Below are 19,490 nucleotides of genomic sequence, written 5' to 3' on the forward strand. Positions count from 1 at the left end.
AAGTAATATAAAAAACAGAAAGAAAGGATATGAAATTGAAGATTATTCAATAAATAATTGATATAATAAAAGAAAGTGGTGTTGGGATGAAATATGGCTTAGAAATTGGAAAAACTGCAAAAGAGTATAGAAGAAGCATAGTTGAAGAAAAAGATAGAGAATGGACAAGTAAAATAAATGATATATTAAAAAAAGATATTTTTTCTAATGAGGAGCTAGACAAACTTAGAAATCTAATTCCAAAAGAAATATTAACAGATGAAAATATTGGTCAAGTTATAACAGAAGATGGTTATGCTAAACCTGAATATGATGAAGTATTTAAATCACTATTTACCTTACATAATGACTATGATTTACTATCAAATTTCATAAATGATATTATAAAATATGCTCCAAATGCCAATAAAAACATTAAGCCATTTACACAAATCAAGAAGATAATCAGAGTTGAAACTGACCCAACTATTAATTATATTGGCGAGAAAAGACCTAGATTAGACATTTTAGCCGAGGATGAAGAAAAGAATCATATAAATATTGAAATGCAAAGAGCCCTTGAAGATGACTATGGAGAAAGAGCTGAGTATTACTTAAATCTTGTACATGGAAAGAAATTAGAAGAAGGCAAGAAATATAAAGATATTGGAAAAACTATTGGAATACATATACTAAATCATGTAAAATATAGGCAAATAGATGATTATGTAAATTGTATGAGATTAACTATGGATGGTCATCCAGAGATTTATTCAAAGAAAACAGTGCTGTATTTTGTAGAGCTTCCTAAGATTAATAGACATGATAACATAGTAGATAGAATTATATTATGGGGAAAACTTATCAATAATCCTTCTAACTTGGATGTCAGGGTTATAGCTAAGAATGATACTATTGTTAAAAAGGCATTAGATAGGTTAAAGGAATTAGGTAGTAATGAAGAATATTTATTAAATCTGAAAAGAGGTGCTTACATTATGGATAGAAGTAGAAGTTTTAGAGAAGAAGTTTTAAGAGAGGGAATAGAAATAGGAAAAAATGAAACAACTTTACAAATAAATCGTAAATTTATCATAAGGTTGAAAGACAAAGGACATAGTCTAAAGGAAATTTATGAACTAGTTGATTTGAGTAAGAATGAGATTGAAGAAATTTATAATCAAAATTAATAATTAAAAAAATATTGGTTATTTAGCTGTTATTTTCTTGATAATATATAAATGTATATAAGAGGTTGTGAATAGATTTTTATAAAATAAATTTATTTACAAGCCTTCTAATATATAAAACTATACAGGTTAGATTAATATTTATATAAAAATTGGGATGATTTTAATATGAAAAATAAATTTAAATAGAATGAAAAATTATTTTTGAATAATGCTTCCAAAAATGTTCAATTGAATATATAATGTAATTATAAAAGCAAGATATTTTTATAGTAGTGGTTAATTCTCTAATGAGGAGGGTGTAAAATGGCTAGTATGATTATGGAAGTTGTAGGAGCATTATTTATAGTAATTGGATTGATTTTGACAGTTGTTGAGATAAAAGGAAATTTCCCTTCTTTTTATGGTTTTGGTCAGAATGCTATAGGTAAAAATGCTATAGGAATTATAGTAGCAGGAGTAGCATTAATTTTCTTTAGAAATGGTATAGACAGTATAGATTCTATAGCTACTTATGGTATATTTTTAGCGATAGAACTTGTTGTAATCTCTGCATATTTCTTAATAAGAAAAAAGTTTTGTAGAGAAGATAAAAATTTAAGAGTTAATTAATAAAGTTGTCTACTATAAAATTAGAAAATTCAAAAAATAAAAGATTGCTTTTAATTATTTAAAATTCAAGAAACTATATTCTATACAAAACAGAATGTGGTTTCTTTTTTTAGTCATGTGGCACTATTAAGCACTTTTCGATAGATTTCCAATAACTATCATAAAGGTTTTTTTGTGCAATTCCATAATTTTCTTTCGTGTCAAACTCCCAATAAAGCATATACTTAACGCTTTTTACAATGCGAGTAAGTTTGGGAGGAGGAAGCCCCTCTTTAATTTGTTCTAAGTCTATGTGATACTCTCTTTTGGTAAATCGAAGTAAAAGTAACCCCTCTTGCTTTTCTAAAAAACTCTTAACTTCAAGCATAAGCGTTTCAAACTCGTCCACCTTTTGTGGCTTGACTTGATAAACACATATTTCAGTAAATGGCATATTAAATTCCCCCTTAACATAGTTCAATTTTATCATAAGGAATATGACATAAATATATTACATTATTCTATATTCTATTTATTTATATGAAAATTCGAAATTATATAATATATTTTACAATATCTTTTCTTATTTTAGATTTTGAATTTTCTTTTATTTATTTAGATGCTCATAGACCTTCTGCTATTCTAATTCCAAAATCATTATTTTTTACAAAACTTTCAAAATCCATTTTGAGATAACCCCTTTTTTATTTGCACAAATAGAGATAAAACCCAAAGAATATATAAAAAAATTCATTATAACAAAAAATTAAACAAAAATAGTGTTGACCTTTGTGTTGCACAAAGATATAGAATTCTAATCAAAGGGAAATGGTTTTTAATAGAAAAAGTTTTAATCAAAAACAAATCATACAAAGGAGAAATTATTATGAAAAATGAAAGTATAAGAGAAAATATGTCAGTATTTGGAGAGGTAATACAACCGTATGAAATTCAAGATTTCCTTAGGTTAATTAATTTAACAAAAACAGCATTTAGCCAAGAACTTAGCAAAATAGAAATAATGCCAGGCGGGCTTACAAATAAAAACTTTAAGCTTGAGATTGAAGATGGCACTCAAATAGCAATGCGTGTGGCAGGAGTAGGGACAGCAGGATATATAAATCGTCCAGCAGAAAAGCACAATGCTTCTTTAATGTCATGTCTTGGAATAGCTCCAGAAATATATTACTATGACCCAAAAACAGGTTCACAACTTTGTGAATTTATAAAATCAGATACAATGCATGCAGAGGATTTTATAAATAATTCAGATGTAGTTATGAAATCAGCAGAAATTATGAGAAAATACCACGATAGTGGAATGGAGTTTAAAAGTGTATTTAACCCAATAGCTAAGATGAAAGAGTACTTACAAATACTTAAAGAAAATGGATTTGATAAGAGATACGATGGATGGGATAGTATAACAGAAAAAGTAGATATAATAGAAATTGCTTATCAAAATAACCCACAAAAATTAGTTCCTTGTCACAATGATACACTAGCAGAAAACTTTATGTATGATGGAAAAGTTATGCGTGTAATAGACTGGGAATACGGTGGAACAAATGATAGATTTTACGATATGGCATGTGTGTGCGTAGAAAATCCTCTTCCAAAAGATAAAGAAGAGCTTTATGTAAGAACATACTTTGGTGGAGAACCAACAGAAGAGCAAAGAGCAAGATTACTTACAAGTAAGTTTTTAGTTAATGCACATTGGTCTTTATGGTCATTAGTTCAAATAACATATGGTAAAGACCATGACTTCTATTGGGAATATGGAAGAACTCGTGCAGCTGATTGTATAGAATTTATGAAGGATGAAAACTTTGACCATTACTTAGATATAATAAATGACCCTAACTTTACAGAATCTGTAGAGGCACTATAAGAAGTATTTATTAGCATAAGAAATATAATAAAAATTAAGTAATAAAGAGCTGATTAATGTTTTTAGTACATAGGGGGTATACTGTATGGAATTATTAGGAGACTCAGTACTGTATATCATCATGGCTTGTTGTGTAGCTGGAGGATTAGCAAAGATTTTCAAAGAAGAATCAGAGCTAGCTAAATCTTTTGATGAAGGCTTACATACTATGGCAACGATGTTTATACCAATAGTAGGTCTTATGGTATCTGTTCCGTATCTAAAAGTCGGGGTAGAGAAAATATTTGGAAAGTTGTTTAGTATGTTTGGCGCAGACCCAGTGGTAGCAGCATCTATGATTATGCCACCAGATTGCGGTTCATATGCTTTAGCTATAGAGATTGGGAAAACGAGTGAAATATTAGTGATAGTATTAGCAGTTGGATTTATGTGTGCATCTACAGTGGCATTTAATATTCCAATAGGACTTTCAATTTTAGATAAAAAAGATTACAAGTACTTAGCTTTAGGAGCTATGTCTGGATTTTTATCAGTACCTTTTGGAGTATTCACGTCATATATGGTTGCATTACTTACAAATCCTACGATACGTACGACACTTTCTACAGTAGGAAGTTCTAACTATACATTAAATTTAAGTATGCTAATGATTTTCCAAAATCTAATTCCTATTGTTGTGGTGTGTGTGTTGCTTGCATTAGGGTTAAAGTTGTTCCCTAATGGAATGATAAAAGGATTCATGTATTTTGGAAAAGGTCTTACAAGCATATTAATAATAGTCGTAGTATCATCTATTGTTGAACACTATACAGGTATTTTCACTAAAGTATTTGGGAGTTGGGGATTTGACCCAATGTTTGCAGATGAGAAAGAAATGTTTAGGTCTATTGAGCTTCTAGGGAGTATTGCAATGATGCTTTGTGGAGCATTTCCAATGGTTTACCTTATACGTAAGTATTTTAAAAAGCCACTGGAAAAACTTGGTTCAATAGCTGGACTAGATAGCGCAGGTAGTGCTGGATTAGTTGCATGTATGGCAAATGGTATCGCAATTTTTGGACTAGTTAAAGATATGAAACCGACAAGTAAAGTAATATCTATGTCATTTTTAGTTTGTGCAGGATATTCTTTAGGAGATTTTATAGCTTTCAATGTCAATTTTCAACCAAACTTGGTTATTGCAATACTTGTTGGTCAAATCGTAGGTGGAATAATAGGTATAATATTTGCAAAATTAATTGCAGTTCCATACGTTCTTAAGATGGAAAAAGAAGATGGTGTATCTGAAGCTTAAAATAAATTTGATAAAAAAATAACAAAAATAATAAAAATTGGGGAGAGTAGTTATGATTAAATATAAAACAATAAATTCTTTAAAATCACCTAGATTTGCAGGAATTAAAACATTCATGAGATTACAAAATGTAGTTACAACAGACGATGTAGATTTTGCTGTTCTTGGTATACCATTTGATTCATGTGCTACATTTAGAGTTGGTGCTAGATTTGGTCCATCATCAATAAGAGAAATGTCAGTTCTAGGTTGTAAACCATATAATCCAGTTCTTGATGTTGGTATATTTGACTATTGTTCTGGGGTAGACTATGGTGATTTAGGCTCTGTGCCAGGATATGTAGAAGATACATTTGATGTAATTACAGAGGGTATGTTACCTATCTTTGAAAATGGTGTAATTCCAATAGCTATGGGAGGAGACCATAGTGTAACATTACCAGAATTAAGAGCTTGTCATAAGGTTCATGGACCAGTTGCTTTAATACACTTTGACTCTCATTATGACACAATAGCAGAATATTTTGGAAAGCCTTATAGTCATGGAACACCTTTCTACCATGCTGCTAAAGAAAACCTTGTTGATACATCTAAATCAATTCAAGTTGGAATAAGAGAAGGTTATTATGGTGAAGAAGATAAGTATCATTCAACTGATTTAGGATATGAAGTTTTAAAAGCTGTTGAATGTCATAAGATGACTACAGAAGAAATAATAGAAAGAATTAAACAACGTGTTGGTGATTCAAAAGCATTCCTTACATTTGATATAGATTTTGTTGACCCAGCATATGCACCAGGGACAGGAACTCCTGTTATAGGTGGATTCTCATCTGCCCAAACATTAGAAATAATAAGAGGATTAAAGGATTTAAATATAGTAGGCTATGACCTTGTTGAAGTTGCGCCACAATATGATGCTGGAAATGTTACTTCACTTACAGCTGCGGGTATAATGTATGAATTTATATCTCATATAGCTTATAAGAAAAAGCATAACATAAAGTATTAATATACAAGATTCTTGACTTTACTAAAATCCAATATTTACTAAAATAATGTCATAACGAAATATTGAAAGCTTAATAAAAGCTCCATAGGTTGTTCTGTGGGGCTTTTGCTTAACAATTGTTTAATTTTAAATAAGTTTTTATAAAAGAGGAGATTAGATTGAATAATTTTGAAATAAAAACCAAAGTAAAATTTGGAGTAGGTTCTTTAGAATACTTACAAGAGATAAAAGATAAAAAAGTATTGGTTATAACAGACCCTTTTATGGTTAAATCAAAAACTATAGATAAAATCTTGGTGAATTTAAAACACAGTACATATGAAGTATTTAGTGATATAGTACCAGACCCACCTATAGATACAGTAGTACAAGGCATCGAAGTATTAAAAAATATAAAGCCAGATACAGTAATAGCTTTAGGTGGAGGTTCTGCAATAGATGCAGCTAAAGCTATAAAGGACTTTTCAAAGCAAATTTTAAGAACTAATGAAATCGAATTTATTGCTATACCAACAACAAGTGGAACTGGCTCAGAAGTAACATCATTTTCTGTAATAACAGATAAGCAAAAAGGTGCAAAGTATCCTCTAGTGTCAGATGAATTAATTCCAGATATAGCGATACTAGACCCAGAGTTGGTTAAAACAGTACCAGATTTTATAACAGCAGATACTGGAATGGATGTTTTGACACATGCATTAGAAGCATATGTATCAGTAAATGCTAATGATTTTTCTGATGCACTTGCTGAAAAGGCAATAAAACTAGTATTTGAATATTTATTGAAAGCATATAAGGATGGAAATGATTTAGAGGCTAGAGAAAAAATGCATAATGCATCTTGTCTAGCAGGAATGGCATTTAATCAAGCATCATTAGGAATAAATCACTCCATAGCACATGTTCTAGGTGGAAAGTTTCATATACCACATGGAAGAGCAAATGCAATATTATTGCCACATGTAATAGAATACAATGCTAATATCACAGGATATTCAAATACAGACTACTCATTATCAGCAAAAAAATATGCACAAATATCAAAGTTAATAGGTCTTAGTACTTCAAATACAAGAAGTGGTGTGAAGAGTTTAGTTAATGAAATAAAAAAGCTACAAAAAGAATTAAACATGCCAATTAAATTGAGAGAATGCAATGTAAGTTTGGAAGAATTAAGTAATTTACAGAGTGAAATAGCAGTTTTGGCTATTCAAGATGGATGCACTAATGCAAATCCTAAAGTTCCCATAGAAGAAGACATAATAGAAATACTAAATAAAATCAAGTAAAAATGTAATAAAAATTAGGGGGCAAAATTGAGCGAAGAAACTAAACAAAGAATTATACAAGAATATGTTCCAGGAAAGCAAGTAACACTTGCTCATATAATAGCTAATCCAAATGAGGATATATACAAAAAGTTAGGATTAATACTAGATAGAAAAGATGCAATCGGTATTCTTACAATAACGCCGAGTGAAGCTTCAATAATAGCAGCAGATGTGGCAACAAAATCATCAGATATATCGCTTGGATTTATAGATAGATTTAGTGGGTCTTTAGTAATATCTGGAGATGTAAGTTCTGTAGAATCTGCATTAAATGAAGTATTAGAAGTGTTAGGTGAGATGTTGAATTTTTCATCAACTAAGATAACGAGGACATAAAATGAAAAATATAATTTTTATGGGAAAAACAAGTAGTGGAAAGACTACTCTTTGCCAAAAACTAGATGAACTAGAGATTCGATATAAGAAAACACAGTCAATAGAAATTTATAAAAATGCAATAGATACCCCAGGTGAATATATGGAAAATAGAGCATTGTATAACGCTTTAATAACTACAGCTGTAGATGCTAAAGTAGTGGCTATAGTTTATGATGCAACTCAAGAAGAAAATTATATGGCACCAGGCTTTGCAAGTATATTTTGTAAAGAAACTATAGGCATTATGACTAAGATAAATAAATTAGATAAAAATCAAATAGATTTAGGAATAGAAAGATTAACTTTAGCAGGAGTCAATAAAATATTTAAAGTAGACACAATAGATGATGTAGGTATAGATGAGTTATTTGAATATTTAAATGAGATAAGGTCATTGGAAGAAAAATATTGATAGTCTATAGAACAATCTAACTTCTTTGTTTAAGAAATGCTTTTAAATTATGAGGTGAGAAAATGAGAGAAGAGTTATTAAGTGTTGGGATAGATATTGGGACAAGTACTACTCAACTAATATTTTCTAAATTGATAGTTGAAAACACTGCATCTAGTTTTTCAGTACCTAGGATAAGTATAATAGACAAAGAAATTGTATATAAAAGTGAAATATACTTTACACCTCTTATCTCCAACAATGAGATAAATGGAAATGAAATAAAAAACATAGTTGATAGTGAATATAAAAAAGCAAATATATCTAAAGAAGACATACATACAGGTGCAGTTATTATAACTGGTGAAACAGCTAGAAAAGAAAATGCAAATTATGTACTTCATAATTTAAGTGGATTTGCAGGAGACTTTGTGGTGGCAACAGCAGGACCAGATTTAGAAAGTATCATATCTGGTAAAGGAGCAGGGGCTCATATTTATTCTAAAAATCATTCAACTAGTGTTGTAAATCTAGATATAGGTGGCGGAACTAGTAATTTAGCTTTATTTAAAAGAGGTGAAGTCTTAGATACTGGTTGTCTAGATATAGGTGGGAGACTTATAAAAATAGACAAGCATAGCAAAAAAATAACTTATATATCACCTAAGATAGAAAAAATTATAAAAGATTATAATCTAGGACTTCAAATAGGAACTATAGCAACTATAGAAAATACAAAGCCAATAATAGATATAATGGTTGATTTAATACTACAAAGTATAGGAATAAAAAAGAAAACAAGTCTATTTGAGTTTATAGTAACCAATAAATCTATAAATTTAAGTGAAAAGATAGAGAACATATCTTTTTCTGGTGGGGTCGCTGATTACATCTACTATGATAAAAACATAGATGAATATTTTAAATATGGAGACTTAGGTATTTTATTAGGGCAAGCAATAAAAAATTGTGAGGAACTAAAAAAAATAAATGTAATAACTCCATTAGAGACTATTAGAGCTACAGTAGTAGGTGCTGGTTCTCATACGACTGAAGTAAGTGGAAGTACTATAACTTATACAAGTGAGGATTTTCCACTTAAAAATCTACCTGTTTTAAAACTATCAAGAGAAGAAGAAACTAGCGATGAAAAGGCATTAAGTGAAAGTATAAAAAATAAGTTAAATTGGTTTAAGTTAGAAAATGACTTACAAAAAATTGTTATAGCTATAGAAGGAAGCAAGAATCCAAGCTTTTTAGAAATACAAGAGTATGCACGTGGATTAGTAAGTGGTATGAAAGAAATTATAGAAAATGACTTGCCATTTGTAGTAATTATAGAAAATGACATGGCAAAAGTACTAGGACAATCTATTTGTGCAGTTTTAGATTACAAAAAAGATATTATTTGTATAGATAGTATTAAGGTTGAAAATGGAGACTACATAGATATTGGAAAGCCAATAGCTGAAGGTAAAGTGTTACCTGTAGTAATAAAGACATTAGTTTTTAATTAAAAAAGGGGGTAAGGAGATGATTTTAAAGACAAAATTATTTGGGCGTACTTATCAGTTCAAAGGGCTATATGACGTAATGGCAAAAGCAAATGAAGAAAAGTCTGGTGATAAGCTAGCTGGTCTTGCAGCTCAAAGTGCCGAAGAGAGAGTTGCAGCGAAAGTAGTTTTATCTCATATAAAATTAGAGGATATAAGAAACAATCCCGCAGTTCCTTATGATGAAGATGAGGTCACAAGAATAATTCAAGATGGTGTAAATGAAAAAGTTTATAGTGAAATAAAGGACTGGACTGTTTCAGAACTTAGAGAGTGGCTATTAGATAGTGAAACAAGTAGTTTAGATATAAAAAGAATATCAAGAGGATTAACTTCAGAAATGACAGCAGCAGTTGCAAAGCTAATGTCAAATATGGACTTAGTTTATGCAGCCAAAAAAATTAAAGTTACAGCTCATTGTAATACAACAATAGGCGAAGAAGGTACTCTATCAGCTAGACTTCAACCAAACCATCCAACAGATGACCCAGATGGGATACTTGCCTCACTTCTAGAAGGATTGACTTTTGGAATAGGTGATGCCGTACTTGGATTAAACCCAGTTGATGATTCAGTTGAAAGTGTAACTAAAGTACTAAAGAGATTTGAGGAAGTAAAACAAAAATATAAAATACCTACTCAAACTTGTGTGTTAGCTCATGTTACGACACAAATGGAAGCTATAAGAAATGGAGCTCCAACAGATTTAATATTCCAATCGATAGCTGGTTCTGAGAAAGGAAACGAAGCTTTTGGATTCAATTCAGCAACTATTGAAGAAGCAAGAAATTTAGCTTTAAAGCATGGGACAGCTACTGGTCCAAATGTAATGTATTTTGAAACAGGGCAAGGTTCAGAGCTTTCTTCAGAAGCACATCATGGAATAGACCAAGTTACTATGGAAGCTAGATGTTATGGATTTGCTAAAAAGTTTGAGCCATTTTTAGTAAACACAGTAGTTGGATTTATAGGACCAGAATATCTATATGATGCAAAGGAAGTAATGAGGGCAGGACTAGAAGACCACTTTATGGGTAAATTACATGGATTGCCAATGGGTGTTGATGTTTGCTATACAAACCATATGAAAGCAGACCAAAACGATATGGAAAATTTAGCGATATTATTAACTACAGCTGGATGTACATATTTTATGGGAATACCTCATGGAGATGATGTAATGCTTAACTACCAAACTACAGGATACCACGAGACAGCATCACTTAGAGAAATGTTTGGACTTACAGGAATAAAAGAGTTTGATGCTTGGATGGAACAAATGGGCTTCTCTAAAGATGGTAAATTAACAGAAAAAGCTGGAGATGCATCAATATTATTAGGGTAGGAGGTCTTAAGTATGAATGAAAAAGATTTAAAAGCATTAGTAGAGCAGTTAGTAAATCAAATGGCTGGTCAAATCGATTCTAGCGTTATAAATGAAGTTGTTGAAAATACAGTGGACAAAGTAAATAAAAGTACAGTGGATGATGATGCTTGCATAGAAGATATAACGGAAATAGATTTAAAAAAGCAATTATTAGTAAAAAATCCTAAGGATGCAGAAGCCTATTTAGATATGAAATCTAAAACTCCTGCAAGAATAGGTATAGGTAGATGTGGAGCTAGATATAAAACAGAAACAGTTTTAAGATTTAGAGCAGACCATGCTGCTGCACAAGATGCTGTTTTCTCTTACGTAGATGAAGATTTTGTGGAAAATAGCAACTTAATAAAAATAGAAACTTTATGTAAGGATAAAGATGAATTTTTAACTAGACCAGACCTTGGAAGAAAATTTTCAAGTGAAACTATAGATTTTATAAAAACGCAAATAGGTACAAATCAAAAGGTATTAATAATGGCAGGTGATGGACTAAGTTCAGCTGCTATAGAAGCCAACTCAAATGATTGTATTATGGCTATAAAGCAAGGTTTAAAGATGTATGGAATTGAAGTAGGAGATATTGTATTTGTTAAACATTGTAGAGTTGGGGCTATGGACCATTTAGGTGAAGAGTTAGGTTGTGAAGTGGTATGTGTGTTAATTGGAGAAAGACCAGGTCTTGTTACAGCAGAATCTATGTCAGCATATCTTACATACAAGCCTAAAGTTGGTATAGCAGAAGCTAAGAGAACAGTGGTATCAAACATCCATAAAGGTGGAACTACTGCTGTTGAAGCAGGTGCACATATAGCTGAACTTATAAAAACAATTTTAGATAAGAAAGCTTCTGGAATTGATTTAAAATAATAACTTAAAGGAGTACAAGTTATGAAAAATGATATAATTCGTCCTAAAATATTGGGAATTAAAATGATTTCAAACGTAAGTCCAGAAATTGCACAAAAGCTAGAATTAAATTCAGACCATAAAAGTTTAGGGTTTATAACTGCTGATTGTGATGATGTGACATATACTGCCCTTGATGAAGCAACAAAAGCTTCAGAAGTTGATGTTGTATATGCAAAGTCAATGTATGCAGGAGCTACAAATGCTTCAACAAAACTTGCTGGGGAAGTATTAGGTATAATAGCAGGACCAAGCCCAGCTGAAGTAAGAAGTGGATTAAATGCAGTAGTTGATTTTCTAGAATATGGATCAACTTTTATAAGTGCAAATGATGATGATTCAATAGTATATTATGCTCACTGTGTATCTAGAACAGGAACATATCTTTCTAAAGTGGCAGGAATCAATGAAGGAGAAGCCATAGCTTATTTAGTAGCACCACCTTTAGAAGCTATGTATGCACTAGATGCAGCATTAAAAGCAGCAGATGTAAGTCTATGTGAATTATTTGCACCTCCAACTGAAACAAACTTTGGTGGAGCATTGCTTACAGGGTCTCAATCAGCTTGTAAAGCAGCTTGTGATGCTTTTGCTGAAGCTGTTAAATCTGTAGCTGATGACCCAACAAGGTTTTAAAGATAAATGAATGCTGTAGGTTTAATAGAAGTAATAGGATATGTTGCTGCAATAGAGGCATGTGATGCATGTGTAAAGTCTGCTAGTGTAAATATACTTAGCATTGACAAAGTAGGAGCGGGAATAGTTACATTAACAATAGTTGGAGATGTAGGAGCAGTTAAATCAGCTATAGAAGCTGGAGAAGTGGCCGCAAATAAAGTTGGAGTATTAAGAGCAACTCATGTAATACCAAGGATACATAAAGAAGTAGCTGATAATTTATTGAAAAAAGAAGAAAGAGCTACTCAAAAATATAATAAAGTTAGCGAAATACCAATCAAAGAAAATATGAAGATAGAAGAAAATAAAGATACAAATACAGAAACTTTAGAAAAAGATGTGAAAATTGAAGAAAATACAAATATAGAAACATTAGAAGAAGATATAAAAGTTGAAGAAAACGAAAATGGAAATATAGAAACTTTAGAAGAAGTAAAACCAGTAAGAGATGGGGTTACTAATAATAGAAACTTACTAAACATGAATGTAAAAGAACTAAAAAATTTAGCTAGAGAATACAATTCTTCTTTGACTAATAAAGAATTAAACTCTTTGAAAAAAGAAGACCTAGTAGATTTAGTTGATAAATTGATTAGAGAGGATAAATAGATATGGAAATTTTAGATAAAGATTTATTATCTATACAAGAAGTTAGAAATCTTGTAAAAAAGGCTAAAGAAGCTCAAGTTAAACTTTCTAGAATGAGCCAAGAACAAATAGATAAAATAGTTAAGTCAATAGCAGATGCAGCATATGAAAATGCCGCTAAATTAGCTAAAATGGCCAACGAAGAAACTGGATTTGGAAAATATGAAGATAAAATAGTTAAAAATACATTTGCATCTAAAATGTTATATGAAGCCATAAAAGATATGAAGACTATTGGGATAATAGGTGAAAATAAAGAAGAAAAAACAGTTGATATAGCTACACCAGTAGGAGTAGTAGCAGGGCTTATACCATCAACAAATCCAACATCAACAGTAATCTACAAAGCTATGATTTCTATAAAATCAGGAAATTCAATAATTTTCTCACCACATCCAAATGCAAAAAAATGTATACTTGAGACTATAAAAATAATAAGTGAGGCAGCTATAAAAGCAGGGTGTCCAGAGGATATTATATTAGGTATAACTAATCCTAGCCTTAAAGGTACTAATGAATTAATGAAGCATAAAGATACTAAACTTATTTTAGCAACTGGTGGAGAAGCTATGGTTAGAGCTGCTTATTCATCAGGAACACCTGCCATAGGTGTAGGACCAGGAAATGGACCAGCATTTATAGATAAGAGTGCAGATATTAAGTTAGCAGTTAAAAGAATATTAGATTCTAAAACTTTTGATAACGGTGTAATATGTGCATCTGAACAATCTATAATAGTAGAAAAATCTATGGAAGAGATAGTTGTTAATGAACTGAAAAATCAAGGAGCTTATTTCTTAAATGAAGAGGAAAGTGAAAAGCTGTCTAAATTTATATTAAGAGCAAATGGAACAATGAATCCTCAAATAGTTGGAAAGAGTGTAGAAACACTTGCTAAATTAGCTAATTTAAGTAATGTGCCAAGTTATGCTAAAGTGCTTATAGCAAGAGAATCTAGAGTAGGAAATGATGTAGCTTACTCTAGAGAAAAACTGACTCCAATACTTGCATTTTATGTAGAGGAAAATATTGAATCTATTATGCAAAAATCTAGAGAGATACTTTTAAACGAAGGTGCTGGTCACACATTCTCAATGCATGCTAATGATGAGGAACTTGTAAAGAAATTTGCACTTAATATGCCAGTATCAAGAATAATAGTAAATGCACCATCTGCACTTGGAGGAATAGGAGGAGCAACAAACTTATCACCTGCCTTAACACTAGGGTGTGGAGCTATAGGTGGAAGTTCAACTTCAAATAATGTAGGACCATTAGATTTATTAAATATAAAGAAAATAGCTTATGGAGTTAAAGAAATAGAAGAACTTAGAGGCACAAATTCTAAAGTAGAAAAATCAATATTTGACTCTATGGATAGAGAAGAGCTAATAAATGTATTAGTAAAAAAGATAGCTTTAGAGCTATGTTAGATTTTAAAAAACTAAAATAATTTTAAAAAATATTAATATAAAATTTTGGAGGTAAGAATTATGGCAAACGCAAACGCATTAGGGATGATAGAAACTAAAGGATTAGTAGGAGCAATAGAAGCAGCAGACGCAATGGTTAAGGCTGCCAATGTTCAATTAGTTGGAAAAGAGCAAGTAGGTGGAGGTTTAGTTACAGTAATGGTGAGAGGTGATGTTGGAGCTGTTAAAGCTGCTACAGATGCAGGTGCTTCTGCTGCTGAGAGAGTTGGAGATTTAATATCTGTTCATGTTATACCAAGACCACACTTTGAAGTAGATGCTATATTACCAAAAGTAAATGTTGACTAATAGGTTATATAGTAAATAAAATTTAAATTTGATAAAAAGGGGATGTCAATATATTTTGAGGAGTCCCCTTTTATACATCTAATAGGAGATGTGATAAAATGAGTGTTTTAACAGAAAATCAAATAAGAAAAGAAATGCGCGAAAACAAAGGGAATATAACTGAATATTACATTGAAAAAGGTCAGATTATAACTCCTTTAGCAAAGTCTTATTTAGCTGAAAAAAAAATTGAAATAAAATATATTGATAATATTTCAAATACAAACAATGAAAATAAGGAAGTCATAAAAGAAACTGTAAAAGAAGAATCTTATAAATACAAAACTGTATTTGGAGCTAAGTTAAATGAAAAGCCAGAACATATGACTCATTTAAATGGAAATATATTAGTATTTAAAGACCATAAGAGGATAATTTTAAGAGGCAAAATAGACTCATTAGAATCAAAAATACTAGAGGTTCAAGTTTTATGTAACAAAAAAGGTCTGGGAAAATTAGTAAATGAGTTACAAGAAATATTAGAGTTTGTAAGGAAGATAATGAGATGTGAAGTGTTAGAAGAAAAATTAGATAGCTTTAAGCTTTTAGGTCTATCTGAAAAAGAGTTGAGAGAACAATCTCATAATCCTAAAAAATATTTTGGTATAGGTCATGAATTTCCAACTTATAAAATGGGTGAAGAAGTAGTACTTATAAATAGTATAAGAACTAGTACTAGGGAAGCTGAACTCTGTGCATATGAAGCGTTTAAAGGTGAATATGGAGAAGTTGAGAGAGAAGATTTAATAAAAGCTCTTAATAGATTGTCATCAGTGTTCTGGATTATGATTTATAAAATAAGAACTGGACAATACCAGTAGTTGGGGGATATTTATGGAAAACCTATTAAATGAAATAGTACAAGAAGTAGTAAGTAGAGTTAAAAAAGAAGTATTTATAGAAGTTGAAGCATCAGGAAGACATGTACATTTAAGTGAAGAAGATGTAGAAAAACTATTTGGCAAAGGATATACATTAACAAAATTAAAAGATTTATCTCAACCAGGTCAATATGCTTGTAAAGAAAGAGTTACAATAATTGGACCAAAAAGTACATTAAAAAATGTTGTAGTTCTTGGACCTTGTAGAAAGGAAACACAAGTAGAAATATCTTTAACAGATGGTTCTATATTAGGATTGAAGCCACCAATAAAGCAAAGTGGAGATTTAGAAAATACCTTAGGTATTAAAATAGCTACAGAAAAAAGGGAAATTGAACTTCAAAAAGGTCTTATGGTAGCAAAAAGACATATACATATGTCGATAGAAGATGCCAAAAAATTTAATGTGGTAGACAATGAGATAGTTGAAGTTAAAGTATTTGGAAAAAGACCTTTAATATTTGATGATGTAGTTGTTAGAGTTAGTGATAAGTTTAAAACTTATATGCACATAGATTACGATGAGGCAAATGCATGCGCATTTTCAAAAGGAAGTATTGCAAAGATAATAAAGAGATAGCTATACACCTAGAAAGGAAAGCTTATGGATTATAACAATCTTATAGAGATTATAGTAGAAGAACTTTACAAAAAAATAAATATTACGAATATTGGTTGTATAGAAAATGAAAATAGAAAAAAATTAGTTATATTATATGAAAATGATAAAAGTAAATTTGATTTATTAAGTGATAAGTTTAATATAGAAATATTTGATAATGATACAAAAGATTGTGATGTAGTAATAGTATCAAAACTTTGTATGAGAGGTATTTGCAATTTAGCATTAGGAAATAGTTTTTCAAATGAAGAAAGATTTCTATTAAAAATGCTTATGAAAGGTAAGAAAGTATATGTGTTAGATGGAGGAATAGAATACAAACTCTATAAAGACACTGCACCTAAAACACTATACAATAAATACAGAGCGTATGAAGATGGTATTTGTAAATATGGAGTAAAGATTATAAAGGATTTAAATGAGATAACATTAAGTGAAGTAGCGTTTAATGAAATAGCATTTAGTGAGGAAAAGTTTAAAAAAGAAATATTGAATGAAGAAAAAGTAAAAATAGATGATAAGTTTAGCATAGACTTGACGCATAAAAGGCTTATATCGGAGTCTGATTTGAGAAAGCCTATGATAAATGGAACTAAGGATATTATCGTAAGTCAAAATAGTATAATAACTCCATTAGCTATGGATTTTATAAGAATACATAATATAACAGTAAAAAGAATATAGTGGAGGAGACTTATGGAGATAGGAAAAATAGTTGGTAATGTATGGGCAACAAGAAAAGATGAAAAGTTAAATGGACAAAAATTCTTAGTTGTGAAACTATTAAATGCTAAAGATACATATAAAGAAGGCTTTTTAGTAGCTGCAGATAATGCAGGGGCAGGGAATGGAGATTTAGTCCTTATAACGAGAGGCTCTGCTGCCAGAACTTCAATAGAAAGACAGAGTGTTCCAATAGATGCAACTATAGTTGGAATAGTCGATTCTCTTGAATTTGCGGATGAGTAACAGATGAGTAAAAGTATTGATGCTATAGAGTTTAATATAAGAGTTAAGGAGGTAATAAGAGATGGATATAAGTACGTTAGATAAAGATATATTGGAAGTATTAGTTAGACAAATAATAGAAGAAAATTTAAATGGTTCTAAAAATAATGTGGATTTTGATAGACACAAAGATATAAGTGGAATAACTTCTATAAGATTACCAAGAGTAAAGGTAGATGAAAGTAATAGATTAGATACTGGCAATCCAAATGATATAGTTTATACAAAAGATTTATTTACCTTAGAAGAAAGTCCAAGATTAGGTTGTGGAATTATGGAAATGAAAGAAACAACTTTCGATTGGACATTAAATTATGATGAAGTAGACTATATAATAGAAGGAACTTTAGACATATTAATAGATGGCAGAAAGATAACAGCATCTGAAGGGGAGCTAATACTTATACCAAAAGGAAGTAGTATAAAGTTTTCAGTACCTAATTATGCTAGGTTTATATATGTAACATACCCAGCAGATTGGGAATCACAAAAGTAAGTAAAAAGACTATGGAGAAAAGTAAGTAAAAAGGCTATGGTAAGCTAACAATCATAGCCTTTATGTAATAGACTATATTTTTTTTACTGGAACTTGAATTTCCATAAGCGTTTCATTTAAGTAACTAGTAAGAGTCACATCTATTTTAAATATCTGATAAATATCACCATTAAGGCATAGGTTGTGTTCACTCATATACTCTTTTATAAAATCAAAAGACGGATGGTATCTTTCAAGTTCATCACCATCATAATACATAGAAAGATATAATCCACCTGGAACAAGCTTTTTTAAAGAGGACTGTACATCGTTGTCTTCTACGAATATAAATGGAGATAGAGGAATATAATCTTGCGATTCGTCTAAAATCGAATCATTACCATAAGCACCCACTCTATCGCTTGCAACAATTGGAGCAATCTCATTTAAATGAGATTCTAATTCAGTTACAGCAAGAGCTAATTCATGAGGTCCACCAGTTGGTTCATCAAAGGTAATCATATATCTATCTGGAAGTGTAAGCTCTGTAATTGTATTTACTGGAGATAGAGAATTTAGTTGTTTTAAAAATTCAACTTTTTTATTTAATACCTTTTCAAGTTCTATTTTTTCTCTGATTTCTGAGTGAAGTGTTTCTTGGTATTTTTCAAAAATTTCAATAGATTTTTGGAAATTTCTGTCATTAAAATAACTTGTAATATCATTGATACACATTCCTAATTGTCTTAATTCTTTTACAGTTCCTAACTCTTCGTATTGAAGGATAGAGTAATATCTATATTTAGTATTAGGGTCTACATAGTTAGGTTTTATAAGATTTATTCTGTCGTAATATCTTAGTGTTTCACTTGTAAGATTTCTAAGTTTTGCTAATTGGGTAATTGACAAAAGTTTATTATGCACAATATTTACCTCCTATTTTAAGCTAAAAATTTTAAAAGGAAAGATAGTTTTTTAATAGACGTCATATAAGGTGTTTAAATAAACTTTTTAGGAAAATGTAAACTAATTTAATTTGATAATACTAAATTATATTAATTTTCTTAACATAATAATCATACCAAAAAACAGGCAAAAAGTGAAGTATAAAGAATTGATTTTCTATGACCATTTTTATGGGAAAGTAAATATTGATTAAATGATAAAGTGTCTGGTATTACTTAGATTAAAAGCAATTAATTTATTTTATTAAAAGGCATACAATTATTGGAAAGACTAAAAGATAATTATGAAAGAGCTAGAAATAACTATGAAAGACTAAAAGATAACTATAGAGAATTAAAGAATAATTATAAAAGGCTAAAGAGTGATTATGAAAGAGTTAAATATAAGATATAAAGGAGCTAAATATCAGTTTTGAGTAATAATTAAAACTATTTACTTAGCTCTTTTATAATACATCACTCATCATATGTATCTTAAAATAATATGTAT

Annotated in this window: 23 protein-coding genes; 21 read left to right on the forward strand and 2 right to left on the reverse strand. The window is 30.2% G+C overall.

Annotated elements, in window-relative coordinates; all coding sequences use genetic code 11:
* Positions 1-86: 86 nt before the first annotated feature.
* Together KGF41_RS12915 and KGF41_RS12920 are read left to right on the forward strand one after the other, a co-directional pair.
* Entirely contained in the window at positions 87-1,169 is a 1,083-nt protein-coding gene (locus KGF41_RS12915; protein ID WP_227856720.1) for an Rpn family recombination-promoting nuclease/putative transposase, read from the forward strand.
* 306 nt (positions 1,170-1,475) lie between these two features.
* Positions 1,476-1,781: a hypothetical protein gene (locus KGF41_RS12920; protein ID WP_227828737.1), complete on the forward strand. Its 306-nt coding sequence runs from the start codon at positions 1,476-1,478 to the stop codon at positions 1,779-1,781.
* 109 nt (positions 1,782-1,890) lie between these two features.
* Here the strand turns inward: KGF41_RS12920 and KGF41_RS12925 are convergent, their stop codons facing one another.
* Complete coding sequence (locus tag KGF41_RS12925) at positions 1,891-2,214, reverse strand: hypothetical protein (protein ID WP_227828736.1); 324 nt, start codon at positions 2,212-2,214, stop codon at positions 1,891-1,893.
* Positions 2,215-2,646: 432 nt separating this feature from the next.
* Between KGF41_RS12925 and KGF41_RS12930 the strand changes: the two genes are divergently transcribed.
* The 18 genes from KGF41_RS12930 (at position 2,647) to KGF41_RS13015 (ending at position 18,056) form a co-directional block, all read left to right on the forward strand.
* Positions 2,647-3,654 (forward strand): choline/ethanolamine kinase family protein, encoded by a 1,008-nt coding sequence (locus KGF41_RS12930; RefSeq protein WP_227839196.1) that lies wholly within the window; start codon positions 2,647-2,649, stop codon positions 3,652-3,654.
* Positions 3,655-3,739: 85 nt separating this feature from the next.
* On the forward strand, positions 3,740-4,948 hold the full coding sequence (locus KGF41_RS12935) for an ethanolamine utilization protein EutH (protein WP_227856721.1): 1,209 nt from the start codon (positions 3,740-3,742) through the stop codon (positions 4,946-4,948).
* Between the two features lie 52 nt (positions 4,949-5,000).
* Entirely contained in the window at positions 5,001-5,960 is a 960-nt protein-coding gene (speB, locus tag KGF41_RS12940) for an agmatinase (protein WP_227828733.1), read from the forward strand.
* Positions 5,961-6,118: 158 nt separating this feature from the next.
* Complete coding sequence (locus tag KGF41_RS12945; protein ID WP_227854785.1) at positions 6,119-7,249, forward strand: 1-propanol dehydrogenase PduQ; 1,131 nt, start codon at positions 6,119-6,121, stop codon at positions 7,247-7,249.
* Between the two features lie 27 nt (positions 7,250-7,276).
* Positions 7,277-7,627, forward strand: a complete 351-nt coding sequence (eutS, locus tag KGF41_RS12950) for an ethanolamine utilization microcompartment protein EutS (protein WP_227828731.1) — start codon at positions 7,277-7,279, stop codon at positions 7,625-7,627.
* Position 7,628: 1 nt separating this feature from the next.
* Positions 7,629-8,081: a EutP/PduV family microcompartment system protein gene (locus KGF41_RS12955; protein WP_227828730.1), complete on the forward strand. Its 453-nt coding sequence runs from the start codon at positions 7,629-7,631 to the stop codon at positions 8,079-8,081.
* A gap of 62 nt (positions 8,082-8,143) precedes the next feature.
* Positions 8,144-9,577, forward strand: coding sequence for an ethanolamine ammonia-lyase reactivating factor EutA (gene eutA, locus KGF41_RS12960; protein ID WP_227839199.1), 1,434 nt, complete (start codon positions 8,144-8,146; stop codon positions 9,575-9,577).
* Between the two features lie 16 nt (positions 9,578-9,593).
* The gene (locus tag KGF41_RS12965) at positions 9,594-10,958 is read left to right on the forward strand and encodes an ethanolamine ammonia-lyase subunit EutB (RefSeq protein ID WP_227828728.1); all 1,365 of its coding nucleotides are present in this window, start codon (positions 9,594-9,596) and stop codon (positions 10,956-10,958) included.
* A gap of 12 nt (positions 10,959-10,970) precedes the next feature.
* Positions 10,971-11,864, forward strand: coding sequence for an ethanolamine ammonia-lyase subunit EutC (gene eutC, locus KGF41_RS12970; protein ID WP_227828727.1), 894 nt, complete (start codon positions 10,971-10,973; stop codon positions 11,862-11,864).
* Between the two features lie 21 nt (positions 11,865-11,885).
* A complete protein-coding gene (gene eutL / locus KGF41_RS12975; protein ID WP_227828726.1) occupies positions 11,886-12,539 on the forward strand; it encodes an ethanolamine utilization microcompartment protein EutL in 654 nt (217 codons plus the stop codon).
* 6 nt (positions 12,540-12,545) lie between these two features.
* Complete coding sequence (locus KGF41_RS21030) at positions 12,546-13,190, forward strand: BMC domain-containing protein (protein WP_285894822.1); 645 nt, start codon at positions 12,546-12,548, stop codon at positions 13,188-13,190.
* A gap of 2 nt (positions 13,191-13,192) precedes the next feature.
* Positions 13,193-14,662, forward strand: coding sequence for an acetaldehyde dehydrogenase (acetylating) (locus KGF41_RS12985; protein WP_227828725.1), 1,470 nt, complete (start codon positions 13,193-13,195; stop codon positions 14,660-14,662).
* 60 nt (positions 14,663-14,722) lie between these two features.
* Positions 14,723-15,010: a BMC domain-containing protein gene (locus KGF41_RS12990; protein ID WP_227828724.1), complete on the forward strand. Its 288-nt coding sequence runs from the start codon at positions 14,723-14,725 to the stop codon at positions 15,008-15,010.
* Between the two features lie 98 nt (positions 15,011-15,108).
* Positions 15,109-15,870, forward strand: a complete 762-nt coding sequence (locus tag KGF41_RS12995) for a cobalamin adenosyltransferase (protein ID WP_227828723.1) — start codon at positions 15,109-15,111, stop codon at positions 15,868-15,870.
* Between the two features lie 13 nt (positions 15,871-15,883).
* Positions 15,884-16,510 carry an ethanolamine utilization phosphate acetyltransferase EutD gene (eutD, locus tag KGF41_RS13000; protein ID WP_227828722.1) on the forward strand — a complete coding sequence of 209 codons (627 nt, stop codon included), beginning with the start codon at positions 15,884-15,886 and terminating at the stop codon, positions 16,508-16,510.
* 24 nt (positions 16,511-16,534) lie between these two features.
* On the forward strand, positions 16,535-17,236 hold the full coding sequence (locus KGF41_RS13005) for a TIGR02536 family ethanolamine utilization protein (protein ID WP_227828721.1): 702 nt from the start codon (positions 16,535-16,537) through the stop codon (positions 17,234-17,236).
* 12 nt (positions 17,237-17,248) lie between these two features.
* Entirely contained in the window at positions 17,249-17,521 is a 273-nt protein-coding gene (locus KGF41_RS13010; protein WP_227824686.1) for a EutN/CcmL family microcompartment protein, read from the forward strand.
* 61 nt (positions 17,522-17,582) lie between these two features.
* Positions 17,583-18,056 (forward strand): cupin domain-containing protein, encoded by a 474-nt coding sequence (locus KGF41_RS13015; protein ID WP_227828720.1) that lies wholly within the window; start codon positions 17,583-17,585, stop codon positions 18,054-18,056.
* A gap of 72 nt (positions 18,057-18,128) precedes the next feature.
* Here the strand turns inward: KGF41_RS13015 and KGF41_RS13020 are convergent, their stop codons facing one another.
* Positions 18,129-18,959, reverse strand: coding sequence for a MerR family transcriptional regulator (locus KGF41_RS13020; protein WP_227828719.1), 831 nt, complete (start codon positions 18,957-18,959; stop codon positions 18,129-18,131).
* A 303-nt stretch (positions 18,960-19,262) separates the two neighbouring features.
* On the opposite strand from KGF41_RS13020, the gene KGF41_RS20905 reads away from it, so the two are divergent.
* On the forward strand, positions 19,263-19,394 hold the full coding sequence (locus KGF41_RS20905; protein WP_255287817.1) for a hypothetical protein: 132 nt from the start codon (positions 19,263-19,265) through the stop codon (positions 19,392-19,394).
* The last annotated feature ends 96 nt before the right edge of the window (positions 19,395-19,490 follow it).

It is taken from the genome of Clostridioides sp. ZZV14-6150 (genome assembly GCF_020657875.1).
Lineage (GTDB): Bacteria > Bacillota > Clostridia > Peptostreptococcales > Peptostreptococcaceae > Clostridioides.

Coding starts and splice junctions, on each gene's coding strand:
- eutC (WP_227828727.1), top strand. CDS start 10,971: ATGAATGAAAAAGATTTAAAAGCATTAGTAGAGCAGTTAGTAAATCAA.
- KGF41_RS12995 (WP_227828723.1), top strand. CDS start 15,109: ATGAGTGTTTTAACAGAAAATCAAATAAGAAAAGAAATGCGCGAAAAC.
- KGF41_RS12935 (WP_227856721.1), top strand. CDS start 3,740: ATGGAATTATTAGGAGACTCAGTACTGTATATCATCATGGCTTGTTGT.
- KGF41_RS13015 (WP_227828720.1), top strand. CDS start 17,583: ATGGATATAAGTACGTTAGATAAAGATATATTGGAAGTATTAGTTAGA.
- KGF41_RS12965 (WP_227828728.1), top strand. CDS start 9,594: ATGATTTTAAAGACAAAATTATTTGGGCGTACTTATCAGTTCAAAGGG.
- eutD (WP_227828722.1), top strand. CDS start 15,884: ATGGAAAACCTATTAAATGAAATAGTACAAGAAGTAGTAAGTAGAGTT.
- KGF41_RS12990 (WP_227828724.1), top strand. CDS start 14,723: ATGGCAAACGCAAACGCATTAGGGATGATAGAAACTAAAGGATTAGTA.
- KGF41_RS21030 (WP_285894822.1), top strand. CDS start 12,546: ATGAATGCTGTAGGTTTAATAGAAGTAATAGGATATGTTGCTGCAATA.
- speB (WP_227828733.1), top strand. CDS start 5,001: ATGATTAAATATAAAACAATAAATTCTTTAAAATCACCTAGATTTGCA.
- eutA (WP_227839199.1), top strand. CDS start 8,144: ATGAGAGAAGAGTTATTAAGTGTTGGGATAGATATTGGGACAAGTACT.
- eutL (WP_227828726.1), top strand. CDS start 11,886: ATGAAAAATGATATAATTCGTCCTAAAATATTGGGAATTAAAATGATT.
- KGF41_RS12985 (WP_227828725.1), top strand. CDS start 13,193: ATGGAAATTTTAGATAAAGATTTATTATCTATACAAGAAGTTAGAAAT.
- KGF41_RS12955 (WP_227828730.1), top strand. CDS start 7,629: ATGAAAAATATAATTTTTATGGGAAAAACAAGTAGTGGAAAGACTACT.
- KGF41_RS12925 (WP_227828736.1), bottom strand. CDS start 2,214: ATGCCATTTACTGAAATATGTGTTTATCAAGTCAAGCCACAAAAGGTG.
- KGF41_RS12930 (WP_227839196.1), top strand. CDS start 2,647: ATGAAAAATGAAAGTATAAGAGAAAATATGTCAGTATTTGGAGAGGTA.
- KGF41_RS12920 (WP_227828737.1), top strand. CDS start 1,476: ATGGCTAGTATGATTATGGAAGTTGTAGGAGCATTATTTATAGTAATT.
- KGF41_RS12915 (WP_227856720.1), top strand. CDS start 87: ATGAAATATGGCTTAGAAATTGGAAAAACTGCAAAAGAGTATAGAAGA.
- KGF41_RS13010 (WP_227824686.1), top strand. CDS start 17,249: ATGGAGATAGGAAAAATAGTTGGTAATGTATGGGCAACAAGAAAAGAT.
- KGF41_RS13005 (WP_227828721.1), top strand. CDS start 16,535: ATGGATTATAACAATCTTATAGAGATTATAGTAGAAGAACTTTACAAA.